14 protein-coding genes are annotated in these 12,283 nt (G+C 71.5%); 5 read left to right on the top strand and 9 right to left on the bottom strand.

Annotation, left to right across the window (positions count from 1 at the left end; genetic code table 11):
* Positions 1-24 precede the first annotated feature (24 nt).
* From OG792_RS09885 to OG792_RS09865, 5 genes are all read left to right on the top strand, one after another.
* The gene (locus tag OG792_RS09885; protein WP_329108954.1) at positions 25-630 is read left to right on the top strand and encodes a TetR/AcrR family transcriptional regulator; all 606 of its coding nucleotides are present in this window, start codon (positions 25-27) and stop codon (positions 628-630) included.
* A 171-nt stretch (positions 631-801) separates the two neighbouring features.
* Entirely contained in the window at positions 802-2,097 is a 1,296-nt protein-coding gene (locus OG792_RS09880) for a cation:proton antiporter (protein ID WP_329108952.1), read from the top strand.
* Between the two features lie 54 nt (positions 2,098-2,151).
* Positions 2,152-2,706 carry a Uma2 family endonuclease gene (locus OG792_RS09875; RefSeq protein WP_329108951.1) on the top strand — a complete coding sequence of 185 codons (555 nt, stop codon included), beginning with the start codon at positions 2,152-2,154 and terminating at the stop codon, positions 2,704-2,706.
* Positions 2,707-2,853: 147 nt separating this feature from the next.
* Positions 2,854-3,327: a ribonuclease HI gene (rnhA, locus tag OG792_RS09870; protein WP_329108950.1), complete on the top strand. Its 474-nt coding sequence runs from the start codon at positions 2,854-2,856 to the stop codon at positions 3,325-3,327.
* A gap of 259 nt (positions 3,328-3,586) precedes the next feature.
* Positions 3,587-3,874, top strand: coding sequence for a hypothetical protein (locus OG792_RS09865; RefSeq protein WP_329108948.1), 288 nt, complete (start codon positions 3,587-3,589; stop codon positions 3,872-3,874).
* A 97-nt stretch (positions 3,875-3,971) separates the two neighbouring features.
* Here the strand turns inward: OG792_RS09865 and OG792_RS09860 are convergent, their stop codons facing one another.
* From OG792_RS09860 to OG792_RS09820, 9 genes are all read right to left on the bottom strand, one after another.
* Entirely contained in the window at positions 3,972-4,364 is a 393-nt protein-coding gene (locus OG792_RS09860; protein WP_329108947.1) for a hypothetical protein, read from the bottom strand.
* Between the two features lie 291 nt (positions 4,365-4,655).
* Entirely contained in the window at positions 4,656-5,699 is a 1,044-nt protein-coding gene (locus OG792_RS09855; protein WP_329108945.1) for an aldo/keto reductase, read from the bottom strand.
* Between the two features lie 23 nt (positions 5,700-5,722).
* Positions 5,723-6,430, bottom strand: a complete 708-nt coding sequence (locus OG792_RS09850) for an HAD family hydrolase (RefSeq protein WP_329108944.1) — start codon at positions 6,428-6,430, stop codon at positions 5,723-5,725.
* 77 nt (positions 6,431-6,507) lie between these two features.
* The gene (locus OG792_RS09845; RefSeq protein ID WP_329108943.1) at positions 6,508-7,743 is read right to left on the bottom strand and encodes a beta-ketoacyl-[acyl-carrier-protein] synthase family protein; all 1,236 of its coding nucleotides are present in this window, start codon (positions 7,741-7,743) and stop codon (positions 6,508-6,510) included.
* Positions 7,743-7,982, bottom strand: coding sequence for an acyl carrier protein (locus tag OG792_RS09840; protein WP_329108941.1), 240 nt, complete (start codon positions 7,980-7,982; stop codon positions 7,743-7,745). The genes OG792_RS09845 and OG792_RS09840 overlap by 1 nt, the downstream gene beginning before the upstream one ends.
* On the bottom strand, positions 7,982-9,034 hold the full coding sequence (locus tag OG792_RS09835) for a beta-ketoacyl-ACP synthase III (protein ID WP_329108940.1): 1,053 nt from the start codon (positions 9,032-9,034) through the stop codon (positions 7,982-7,984). The genes OG792_RS09840 and OG792_RS09835 overlap by 1 nt, the downstream gene beginning before the upstream one ends.
* Before the next feature lie 3 nt (positions 9,035-9,037).
* The gene (locus OG792_RS09830; RefSeq protein WP_329108939.1) at positions 9,038-10,135 is read right to left on the bottom strand and encodes an AfsA-related hotdog domain-containing protein; all 1,098 of its coding nucleotides are present in this window, start codon (positions 10,133-10,135) and stop codon (positions 9,038-9,040) included.
* A gap of 4 nt (positions 10,136-10,139) precedes the next feature.
* On the bottom strand, positions 10,140-11,381 hold the full coding sequence (locus OG792_RS09825; RefSeq protein WP_329108938.1) for a hypothetical protein: 1,242 nt from the start codon (positions 11,379-11,381) through the stop codon (positions 10,140-10,142).
* On the bottom strand, positions 11,378-12,271 hold the full coding sequence (locus tag OG792_RS09820) for an HIT family protein (protein WP_329108937.1): 894 nt from the start codon (positions 12,269-12,271) through the stop codon (positions 11,378-11,380). The genes OG792_RS09825 and OG792_RS09820 overlap by 4 nt, the downstream gene beginning before the upstream one ends.
* Between the last annotated feature and the right edge of the window lie 12 nt (positions 12,272-12,283).

Genomic DNA, 12,283 nt, shown 5'->3' with positions numbered 1-12,283 from the left:
TGGGCGGGTCCACCAGGAGGAACGGTGACGGAGCAGACGCCGCCGGGCACGGCCGGCGAGGCCGCCGAGGCAGCCCGCGTCGCCGTACGGCGGCCGCACCGGGCCGACGCCCGCCGCAACTTCGACGCGCTGCTCGGCGCGGCCCGCGACGTCTTCGCCGAGAGCGGCACCGCCGCCTCGCTGGAGGAGATCGCCCGGCGGGCCGGAGTCGGCATCGGCACCCTCTACCGGAACTTCCCCACCCGCCAGGACCTCTTCGACACCGTCTACCTCGGCGAGGTCGAGGAGCTGTGCCGGGCCGCCGACGAGGTCACCGAACTACCGCCCTGGGACGGCTTCGTGGTCTGGCTGCGGCGCTTCGTCGACTACGCCGCCACCAAACGGGCGATCTACGAGTCGCTCAACCGGGACTCGGAGGCGTTCCGCTCCTGCCGCACCGCCATCTACGGCGCCGGCGAACCACTGTTCGTACGCGCCCAGGCGGCCGGCGCGGCGCGTGCCGACGTCAGCTTCGACGACGTACTGCGCATGATCAGCGGGCTCACCGCGACCGGGTTCGTCGACGAGCGGCAACGCGAACGGGTGCTCGGGATCGCCCTCGACGGCGTACGGAGACAGCCGGCGGGGTAGTCGGGTGCCATGGACAAACCCGCGGGAGTGCTCCCCCGATCGCCGCCCTGTCCTGAGCCCGTGGTCCGGTCCCGGCCTGAGTCGTCGGCCACTAAGGGAGTGGGCGGACCCGGGCCGGGGAAAGGCTAGGCACCACACCTGCCCGTCGGGCAGATCGGGAGGGGTGGTGGCGTGGAGCCGGTCGACGTGGCGTTCGCTCTGGTCGGGGTCGGTGCACTGCTGGCCGGCATCCTGCCCCGGATGCTGGAACACCGGCCGCTGTCCATGCCGATCGCCTTCCTCGGCCTCGGCATGCTGGTCTTCCTGCTGCCGACCGGGCTGCCCAGCCCCGATCCCCTGGCCCACCCGCAACTGACCACCCACCTGACCGAGATCGGGGTGATCGTCGCCCTGATGGGCGCCGGGCTGAAGATCGACCGCCCGGCGGGGTGGCGACGCTGGTCGTCGACCTGGCGACTGCTGGCCATCGGGATGCCGCTCTGCATCGTCTGCGTCGCCCTGCTCGGCTGGTGGTGGGCGGGGCTGGTGCCGGCCGCCGCGCTGCTGCTCGCCGCCGCACTCGCGCCCACCGACCCGGTCCTCGCCGCCGACGTGCAGGTGGGCGAGCCGACCGACGTCGAGGACAACGAGGACGAGGTCAGGTTCGCGCTCACCTCGGAAGCCGGGCTCAACGACGGGCTGGCGTTCCCCTTCGTGTACGCCGCGATCGCGATCGCCGGCACCGGCCTCGCCCCCGCCGGCTGGCTCGGTCACTGGCTCACCGTGGACGTGCTCTACAAAATCGCGGTGGGGGTGGGTGGCGGGCTGTTCGTCGGCTGGCTGCTCGGCAAGCTGTTCTTCCGGGCCCCGGCACAGTTGCGGCTGGCCCACCACGCCGAGGGCTTCGTCGCCATCGCCGCCACCTTCCTCGCGTACGGGCTGATCGAGGTGGTCGGCGGCTACGGCTTCCTCGCCGTGTTCTTCGCCGCGCGAGCCATCCGATCGGCGGAACGTACGCACGAGTTCCACGGGGTGCTGCACAACTTCGCCGAGCAGATCGAGCGGCTGCTGACCGTACTGCTGCTGTTGTTCCTCGGCGGGGCGGTGGTCGACGGCCTGCTGGCGCCGCTGACCTGGCCCGCCGCCCTGGCCGGGCTGGCGCTGCTGTTCGTGATCCGGCCGCTGGTCGCCTGGCTCTCGCTGCGCGGGGCACCGGGGCGACCGACCGAGCACTGGGTGATCGCATTCTTCGGCATCCGCGGCGTCGGCTCGATCTACTACCTCGGGTACGCCACGAGTCACGCCGATATTCCGCAGATCGAGCTGGTGTGGGCGACCGTCGGCCTGGTGATCATCGTGTCGGTGGTGCTGCACGGGGTGGCGGCCACGCCGGTCATGCGGCTACTCGACCGCGCCGGCGAACGTACCGAACAACGAGCGCAACAGGGCCGCGTACGTCCGACCGCGCACGCCGGGGCAGGCGACTGACGGCCGAGGCGGCGCTACCAGGATCAGCTCCACACTTCGCCTAGGATGAGGCCCATGAGCGCTGAGGCCGTCGGCATGCACATGCCCGCCATCGTGACGCTCGACGACGTGGCGGCGATGAACGCCGCCGACCCGAACGGCCACCGCTACGAGACGAGCCCCGAGGGGGTCCTGTCGGTCATGCCGCCGCCCGACTCGGAACACGCGATGATCGCCAGTCGGATCTTCGCGTGGTTCATCCTCGCCGGCTGGCCCGCCGAGCAGGTGCTCCAGGCCGCAGGCGTCCGTATCAGCGGACCTCAGGGCGACGGAGGCCGGATCCCCGACCTGACCGTGTGGCGCAAGCCGCCGCCCCGGAGCGTCTGGTCGGCCGTGGGTGACATCGTGCTGGTGATCGAGATCGTGTCGCCCGGCTCCGAGGCGATGGATTCGGTCACCAAGGTTTGCGAGTACGCATCGGCGGGAATCCCCGAGTACTGGGTGGTGGACCGGGACGGGGCACAGACGGTTGCCCTGCACCGGCTGACCGCGCGCGGCGGCTACGAGGAGCGGGCGCGGATGCCGTTGGCGTGGCTGTTGCAGACCTCGCCCACCGAGCACGTGGAATAGGCGGCGAAATCCGGCTCCGAGCTGCGGGCGACGGTTCGCCGTCCGCCGTCGGCACGGCATCGATGGGTACGGCGGGCAGAGGCGTACCGATGCATCGGGGTGTGGCGTCGGAGGGGCACCGCTGGGTGGGACCGGTAGATTGCCGGCATGACGGACCAGGCGGCCGAGAAGGTCGTGGTGATCTACACCGACGGCGCGTGCAGCGGAAACCCCGGACCGGGCGGCTGGGGTGCGGTGCTGCGCTACGGCGAGCACGAGCGCGAGCTGTACGGCGGTGAGTCTGCACCCACCACGAACAACCGGATGGAACTCATGGCCGCCATCCGGGCTCTGGAGAGCCTGAACCGCCCGGTGACCGTACGCCTGCACACCGACAGCACGTACGTCCGCAGCGGCATCACGAGCTGGATGGCGAACTGGAAGCGGAACGGCTGGCAGACCTCGGCCAAGCAGCCGGTCAAGAACGCCGACCTGTGGCAGCGGCTGGAGCTGGCGGTCAAGTCACACAGGGTCGAGTGGCTCTGGGTGAAGGGACACAACGGCGACCCCGGCAACGAACGCGCCGACGCCCTGGCCAACCGCGGCGTGACCGATGCCCGGAGCGCTCTGCCGGGTCGGTAGGTGGGGCTGGTCCGAGGTCGAGTTCGAGCGGGGGACTCATAATCCTTCGGTCGCGGGTTCGAGTCCCGCCCACCCTACCGGTCACAACAGGGCTGCTCATCGCCCAGAAGCTCGCCGAGATCGCCCCGGCTGAAGTGCCGACCGCCGTCCGGTCAACCCACGCGGTGAGAGCAGATCAAGGTCGCTCCCCGTGGCCGTTCGCGTCGCGGGGCGGTCGTCGTGACGCAAACGAGCGCAGTCCGGGATAGCCTTAGCGCATATGGCTACCTATCGCAGCGCCTCAGTGCTTCTCGCCTCGGACGGCACCAGAACCCCCGGCACCGCCGCGCTCTTCGCCGAGCCCGCCCGCAAGGGTGGGACCCAGCCGTGGGCAGGCGACTTCCGACCCGCCAACAGCGCCGGCAATGGCCCCAAAAACGCGGTCGGGAAGACCTTTACGTTGGAGTTGCCCGACGGCAGCACCGGCAAGGTCGTGGTCCAGAGCCTCAAGAACGGCAAGGGAGGCGTCGTGCTGGCGCTGATGGGCGAGGACGCACCTCCCTTCTGACCAGGAAACCGATCGCCGCCGACGCCGGTAGGCGACCCTGTCGATGTCAATGCGCATGCCCTGGGTCGGCGGCGGCCCGCCGCCCCAGGGCCACCGGTCAGCGGCGGCCGGTGGCCAGCGCGACGAGGTACTGTCCGCCGCCCGCGTCGACACTCGCGGTCACCGGCAGTCCCGGCACCAGCCGGGAGAACCGATCGACCAGCCAGTCCGCCGTCTCCTGGGCGTCCTTCTTACTCGGACAGCGGGCGACCAGCTCCCTGCCACCCTTGCGTTCGAGTCGTTCGGCGACGGTGATCAGCGGTGCGGGCTCCACCACGTGCAGACGGTCCGGCCAGGCGATAACGACCTTGACCGCGCCCTTGCGGGTGTTGCACGCACGGTGCGCAAGTCGCTCGGCCACCTTGGCCTTCTTGTCGGCGGTGCGGCTGTCGACGCTGGGACCGCGCGGGTCGTTCACCGACATGTCGGCGTCGACCGGCTCGTCGCACACCCAGCATCGCCAACCGTCACGCCTTGCGACATCATCGAGAAGACTCATCCGAGCAAACTAGCCTGTCGACGCCCAGCCAACGACAGCCCCAGGCGGAGATGTCAGCGTCCGGCGTCGGGACGACGTACCCGGTAGTGATCTGGGCCGGTGACGATCCCGTGGCCCGGGGAAACACGCCCAGCGCTGTCGGCGGACCGCGCCACGCGGGCGAGCCACCGTACCTGTGGCCGCGTCCCGGACAACGGCGTCCGGGGCGCGGCCACAGGGGCATTCAGCGGAAGCGGCCGTCCGCTACGCCTTCCCGGCCGTGGACGCGCCGCCCTGGTTGGCGACGGCGCTGAAGGCCAGGCCGGCGTTCCGGTGTCCGGCCACCCGACCGGCGACGGGTTCCAACTCGGCGAGTTCCGCGTCGGTCAGGGTCAGATCCGCCGCCGCGAGGTTCTCCTCCAGGCGGCCCCGGTTACGCGTACCCGGAATGGGTACCACCGCGACGCCGTGGACCGGCGCCCGTTGGTGTACCCAGGCCAGGGCGACCTGTGCCGGTGTCACGTCCCGCTCGGCGGCGATCCGGCGCACGGGCGCGAGCAGGTCCACGTTGTGCGCGAAGTTCCCGTCGGCGAAACGCGGCATCCGGCGGCGGAAGTCGTCCGGGGCGAGTTCCCCGGCGCTGGCGATCCGTCCGGTGAGGAAGCCCCGTCCCAGCGGCGAGTACGGCACCATCGCCACGCCGAGTTCGGCGGCCGTGGCGACGACGTCCGGCTCGACGTCACGGGAGAAGATCGACCACTCCGACTGTACGGCGGCGATCGGGTGGACCCCGTACGCCGTACGCAACTGCGCCGCGGTCACCTCGGACAGTCCCAGGTGCCGGACCTTGCCTCGGGTGACCAGTTCCGCCATCGCGCCAACGGTCTCCGCCACCGGTACGGCCGGATCGAGCCGGTGCGCGTAGTAGAGGTCGATCGTGTCGACACCGAGCCGCCGCAGACTCGCCTCGACCGCCGTACGCAGGTACGCCGGTGAGTTGTCGATCCCCCGGTACTGCGGGTCTTCGGCCCGGCGTACCAGACCGAACTTCGTGGCGAGCACCACCCGGTCGCGGTGTGCGCGCACGAACGGGCCGATCAGCTCCTCGTTGTGGCCCGTACCGTAGGCGTCGGCGGTGTCGAACAGGGTCACGCCGAGTTCCAGTGCCCGGTCGAGCGTACGCCTGGACTCCTCCGGGTCACTCGGGCCGTAGAACTCGCTCATGCCCATGCAGCCGAGCCCCTGGACGCCGACGTCAGGTCCCGTCGTGCCCAGTCGTACGGTCGGCTGTTCCGTCCCCGTGGTCATGCGCCGGTGTGTCCCTTCGCCCGTCAGTGCCGGCCGGACCAGAGGGTCCCCGCGGCCAGTTCCTCGTCGACCTTCTCCAGCAGCTCGGCATCGATCTGCCGGATGTCGTCGACCGTGTACCGCACCCCGGTCGCCTCCATCTCGGCGCGCTGGAAGTTGTGCGGCAGGCTGGCCGGTACCCCGACGAAACCGGCACCCAGCACCTTGGTGACCTCGGCGACCCGGTTGATGTCGTCGACGAACAGGACCTCGTCGAACTCGTAGCCGAAGACGTCCCGGACGATCTCCTTCGTACCGGGCCGGAAGTCGTTCACGTCGACGTACGGGATCTCCGGGTCGAAGAACTCCGCCAGGTGGCCCAGGTACTTGTCGAACGTGTACTCGCGGTTGCGACCCCCGTAGCAGGTGACCCGGACGCCGGCCTCGCGCAGCGTGGCGAGCAGTTCCTCGGCGCCCTCGGTCACCTCGACCGGGTGCTCCTTGAGGTACTCGTCGCGCTCGACGAAGAACGCGGCGATCGTCTCCTTCGCCGACCACGGCAGCTTGCAGGCCAGGGCCATGTTCTGCCCGGCCGCCAGTTGGGGCGAGCCCCAGACGCCGCGCTCGACCTCGGCGGTGTACCGGCCGCCGTGCTTGGTGACGAAGCGCTCGATGACGGGGCTGTAGGTGTCGTTGAGCACCACCCCGTCGCTGTCCAGCGCGACGAGGCGGATCTTTTGCAGCTTGCTCACTCGTTGTCTCCCGGTTCTCATGGTCGTCGTAACGGAGGTCTCGAAATTGTCGGAACTGCCGGAGGTCCCGGCGGCCCTCAGCTCGCCGTCAGCACGAGCGCCGCGTTGTGCCCGCCGAACCCGAGCGACGTGCTCACGGCGACGTCGATCGGCGCGGGTCGCGGGGCACCGCTGACCACGTCGATGGCCAGCTCGGGATCGAGCCGGGTGTGGTTGGCCGTGGGCGGGACGCTGTGGTGCTCGATGGCGAGCGCCGCGTACGCCGCCTCCATCGCCCCCGCCGCCGCCAACGCGTGGCCGGTGACCCCCTTCGTCGACGTGACCAGGGCCCGGTCGCCCAGCACCCGGTGCAGTACCCGCCCCTCGGTGACGTCGTTCTGCGGGGTCGAGGTGCCGTGCGCGTTCACGTGGTCGACGTCCGAGCCGGCGACTCCGGCGTCGGCGAGCGCCGCCCGCAGCGCCTGCTCGATGCCCCGACCGTCCGGGTGCAGCGCCGTCGCGTGGTGCGCGTCGGTGGCGCAGCCGTACCCCCGCACCACGGCGCGCACCCTGGCCCCCCGGGCGCGGGCGTCCTCCGCCCGTTCGAGGACGAGCACGGCCGCACCCTCGGCGGCCACGAACCCGTCCCGGTCGGCGTCGAACGGTCGGGAGGCGCGACCCGGCTCCTCGACCCGCCGGGAGAGCGCACCCATTCGGTTCAGCCCCGCGATGACCAGCGGCGTCAGCGCGGACTCGGTGCCGCCGGCGAGCACGATGTCGCATGCCCCGGAGCGGAGCAGTTCCCGGGCCGTGCCCACCGCCGTCGTACCCGAGGCGCAGGCGGTAGCGGTGACCTGGCTCGGTCCGCGGGCATCCACGTCGATGGCCACGTACCCGGCGACCATGTTCACCATGTACATCGGCACCAGCAGCGGCGAGACCCGGCGCGGCCCGCCCTCGGCGAGCACGTCGTGCTGCCGCTCGACGGTCCGTACCCCGCCGAGCGAGTTGCCGAGCACGACGCCGACCCGGGTCGCGTCCCAGGTGTCCGGGTCCCAACCGGCGTCCTCGACCGCCTGCCGGGCGGCGACTATCGCCAGTTGCACGAAGCGCTCCAGCTGCCAGGCCGAGAAGCCGCCGAGCAGCGCCTCCGCGTCGAACCCCGGCACCCGGCAGTCGAAGGTCACCGGCAGCCCGCCCAGCGCCTCGTCGACCGTCGCGCAGGACTGGCCGGACAGGAGGGTGTCCCAGTTCTCCTTCACCCCGATGCCGGCCGGTGTGACGAGTCCGATGCCGGTGATCGCCGCCCCGAAGGACGCCGCCCCGTGCCCCATCAGAGCACTGCCCCCTTGGCCGTCACCAGCTCGGCCGTGTCCCGCAGCGTCATCTCCTTGGTCAGGTCGCCGTCGTCGATCTCGATCCCGAACTCGTCGCCGAGCAGCAGCGCGAACTCGACGAGCACCAGCGAGTCGAGGTCGACCGACTCGAAGGTCACATCGGAGCCGAGCACACTGCGGTCGAGCCTGAGCTGTGTGGACAGAACATTGGCTATTCGTTCTTCGATCGCGTTCATCATCGTGCTCCTGACTGGTAGGACTCGGCCGCGTCGGTGAGCGCGGGGGCCTGGACAGTTCCCAACCGTGGCCAGACGAGGGCCACCGAACCCCAGGCGAGACCGCCGCCGAAGCTGGCCAGCACCACGCGGTGCCCCGGGTCGAGGTCGCCGGACACGGCGCCGTCGACCAGGGCCAGGGGTACGGAGGCGGCCACGGTGTTGCCGACCCGCTCGATGTCGGTGACGAACCGCTCGACCGGTACGTCGAGTTTGCGGGCCACGGCCACCAGGATTCGGGCGTTCGCCTGGTGCAGCACGAACCGGTCGACGTCGGCCAGCCGCCAGCCGCACCGGGCCACCGTCTCCTGCACCGAGGCGGACATCCGCCGTACCGCCTGGGTGAAGACGGCCTGTCCCTGCATGCCGAAGTAGGTCTCCTCCTCCTTGATCGGCAGCCCGGTGGAGCGTTGACGGGACCCGCCGCCCGGAATCCCCATCAGGTCGCTGCGGCTGCCGTCGCTGCCGAGACTCAGCCCCAGCAGGGCGCCCGGCTCGTCGTCGGTACCGGCCCGCAGGACCACCGCCCCGGCGCCGTCGCCGAAGACGGCGCCGGTCGTCCGGTCGTCCGGGTCGAGGATCGTGGAGAACGTGTCCGCGCCGATGACCACCACCCGGTCGGCAGCCCGCATGGCGATCAGGCCCGACGCCGTGGCCAGCGCGTACACGAAGCCCGCGCAGACGGCCGCCACGTCGAACGCGGGGACGTTGCCGAGGCCGAGTCGGCTGGCGACGTGCGGGGCGGTCGCCGGGCACAACCGGTCCGGCGTACTCGTCGCGAGGACGACCGCGTCGGCGGTGTCCGTACCCGCCGACGCGAGCGCACGCCGCGCCGCCTCCACCGCCAGGTCGCCGGTTGCCTCGCCCGGGGCGACCACCTGCCGCTGCCGAATACCCGTCCGGGTACGGATCCACTCGTCGTCGGTGTCCAGACGTGCCGCGAGGTCGTGGTTGGTCACCACGGTCAGCGGTACGCAGGCTCCCAGTCCGGCGACGATCGCCGCTGAACCCATAGTTCATCCTCCCCGCTCTGCGCGTGCCGAGGGCGTACCGGAGGCGAGCTCCATGACCACCGACACGCGCGAGATCTCGCCCGTGGCCTGCTGGAACACGACCTCGACGGGCCGCCGCCACGGCGGGCCGGCGTCCACCGGCCCCGGTTGCGTCCCCTCGGCCCGGGTCGCCGTCACGGTGACGGCCTCGTCGAGTTCGGCGTAGGCGGCGAACGACGACTCCATCGCGACCATCGTCAACGTGTGTACGGCGGCCCCGTCCCACTGCCGGGCCGCGAGCGCCGCGATCTGCCGCGCCGCCTCCAGCAGCACCATCCCCGGGACGTGGTCCTGGGGGTGGTCGAAGAGGCTGACGTTCTCCACCGGTACGCGCAGCGTCGCGGCCACCCGGTCGGGGCGGGCCACCACGTCGAGCAGCAGGGTGTCGGTGGCGTTGACCCGGCCCACCGCGGCCGGTACGACCGGACGACCGGTACGCACCGGAAGTAGCCCGTCGGACCAGGGTGGTGGGCCGTCGCGTCCACGCCCCCGGATGACGACGTACGCCACCGAGGCGACGTACCCGACCTCCATCCGGACCCGGCCGACCCGGTTGCCGGCGATCCAGAGCTGGAAGTCGTAGTCCAGTCCACGAATCCGGCCGCCGACCCGCCTCGCGTTGCGGGTGACCGCACTGAGCAGCAGTTCCCTCGGGCCGGTGGGTACCGGGCCCGGTGCCGCGCCACCGGTCGTGCCGTCGTACGTCGGCTGACCGAGGGCGTCCGGGAACAGTTCGGCCGACCAGCTCCGCAGTACGAAACTCGCGCCCATCTCCACGTCGAAGAGGGCGTGCGCGGCGTACGTCTCGGCCTGCCGGCAGCACTCGATCAGCAGCATCGGGTCCAGCGTCCGGTTCGCCGTACCGGTGTGGCTGGTGTAGTGCGGGTGCACGACCGGCAGCAGCGCCGCCGCGGCGAAACTCTCACCGTCGGTCCGTTGCACGTCGGTCAGGAACACCTCGGTGAGGTTCCGCCGGTGTACCAGGGTCCGGTCGACGGTACGGGAGAAGTCCAGACCGGACGGGGACTCCAGGAGCCCGGGGTCCCGGGCGGTGATCGACATCCCGCTACCTCCCCTCGTCGCGCGTCGGACCGACCACCACGCGGAGCAGGTCCGCCACCGGTACGCCGGCGTCGCGGCTCATCAGCTGGGTCGCCACCCGGTACGGGTCCGCGTACCCGCGCGTGCCGGCGAGTTCGGCGAGGTACCGTCCCGGATCCCGGGAGTCGGCACCGCCGGCCTCCGGCCCCTGCTGGCCGTGCTCGGCGAGCAGGCGGGCGGCCCGGCGTACCCACCGGCCCAGGTGCTGCGTCGAGAACGACTCCCGGGCGGTACGCCCCAGCCCGGCCACCAGGTACAGCCGCAGGCCGAGCCGGAACGCCGCCGGACCGAACTCGTCCACGAACGGGCCGGCGAAGGCGCCGAGTGTGTGCCCCTGCCAGCCGCCGAACCGGGTGGACTGTGCGACGCCGCCGAGCGGCACCCGGGATACCTCGAACCGGACGACGGTGGCCCCGAACGCACCCAGTACGTGGGCGACCGTCTGGTAGTCGGCGCGCAGCTCCGTGTCGTGCGCCAGGACCACGAGATCGTGCCCCGCCACCAGCGGCACCAGCTCGCGCAGCAGGTAGAGCAGGTAGTTCGGCTGCCCGTCCGAGCTGAGTACGACCCGCAGCGGCTGGCCTGCCTCGGTCGCGTCCAGGTACACCGGGGCACCCAGCGGGCGGCCGTCGATGCACAGGTCACGGCCGGCGAGCAGGTCCAGGATCTCCTCCTGACCGGCCATCGCGGGCCCGGTCCGGCCCAGTTCCGGGTCGAACATGCCCAGCGAGCGGTAGTGCTCCTCCCACAGGTCGAGCAGCCGGGCGCTCGCCGGATGCGTCCAGCCCGCCTCGGCCCGTCGAATCGTCGGCGCGACCGCCGCGTACGGCACCCGGTCGGCCCGGTGGTACGCCGTGTACAGCTCGCCGATGTTCTCCTCGGTGCAGGCCGCGTACTCCGTTCCCGGGTGGCACCGGTCGAGGTACTCCCAGAACCCGGCGATCTGCTGGCTGCCGGAGTACGTCGCGTGGTGGTACTGGAACGTCACGTCGGCGAACGTGGCCGTGGCGCGGTACAGCATGTCCAGTGACAGCAGGTACTTCAGGTGGGTCGGCGTCAGTGGCTTGGTGGGGCTGACCGTGACCGGTGCGAGCAGGACACGCGGGCGGCTGCCGGGGTCGACGCCGGCCGGTGCCCGGCCGGCGTCGACCCGTGCGTGCGGGTGCCCGGGGCCACGCGGGGAGGCGAGCAGTGGCGACCGGATCACCGGTCCGCCGCCGCGCGTTCCAGGGCCGACCGGACGCGGCCGATGACCTCCTCGGCCTCCGGGAAGGTGCAGTACCCGGGGTCGGCGATGAAGGTCCGGCCGGCCGTCTCCCCGTCGACCCGGGGCACCATCCACAGATGGAAGTGCTCGGTCCCCTCCATGCAGGAGAAGATGTGCACCCGGGACGCGCCGGTGGCCTCCTTGAGCGGTTCGGTGAACCGCTTGATCAGCGGCCCGAGGGTGCTCGCCTCCTCGGTGCTGAAGTCGGCGTAGTCGAGGAAGTGCCGGCGGGACTCGATCAGCAGGGTGCCCGCCGGCCAGTACGGCGTCGGGCCGTGCCCGACCCGCCAGGTGCCGTCGTCGACGAGGTGGCCGCCCGGCGGCGTCGGGAAGCCGGCCCACGCGGGTACCGGAAGGTTGGCGTACTTCGCGCAGACGAGGCATTCGCGCCCGCCCGGCTCACGTCCGCTGAGCAGGCGGCTGAACGGGTCACGGACCCGGGCCAGCGGCTCCAGTTGCGCGTGCTTGACGTACCAGGCGTCGAGTTCCGCGACCTCGGCGGCCGGGTCCGGCGAGCGCCGCGTCGAGGCTCCGGCCCAGCGGGCCCGCGCCTCGTCCTCGGTGCGGTCGTCCAGATCGGCGACGTCCTGCCAGGAGCCGCCGCTGGCGCGCAGGTAGCCGACGATCGTCTCCCGCAACTGCGGTACCTCGGTGGCCAGCAGGGACCACAGGTCGGCGGCGAGGGCGCCGTCCCGGACGGCCAGCGGTTTGTCGTCCTCGGCGACGACCGCCAGCCGCAGTGATTCGGACAACCTCCGCAACTGTCCGGACAACGCGAGACGGGCCAGGTCGGTATCGGTGAGATCGGGAATGTCCACGTTGCTCTCCATCTGTCAGTCGTG

It is taken from the genome of Micromonospora sp. NBC_01699, from assembly GCF_036250065.1.
In the GTDB taxonomy this organism is placed as follows: domain Bacteria; phylum Actinomycetota; class Actinomycetes; order Mycobacteriales; family Micromonosporaceae; genus Micromonospora_G.
This window is presented reverse-complemented; position numbering and strand designations above follow the sequence as displayed.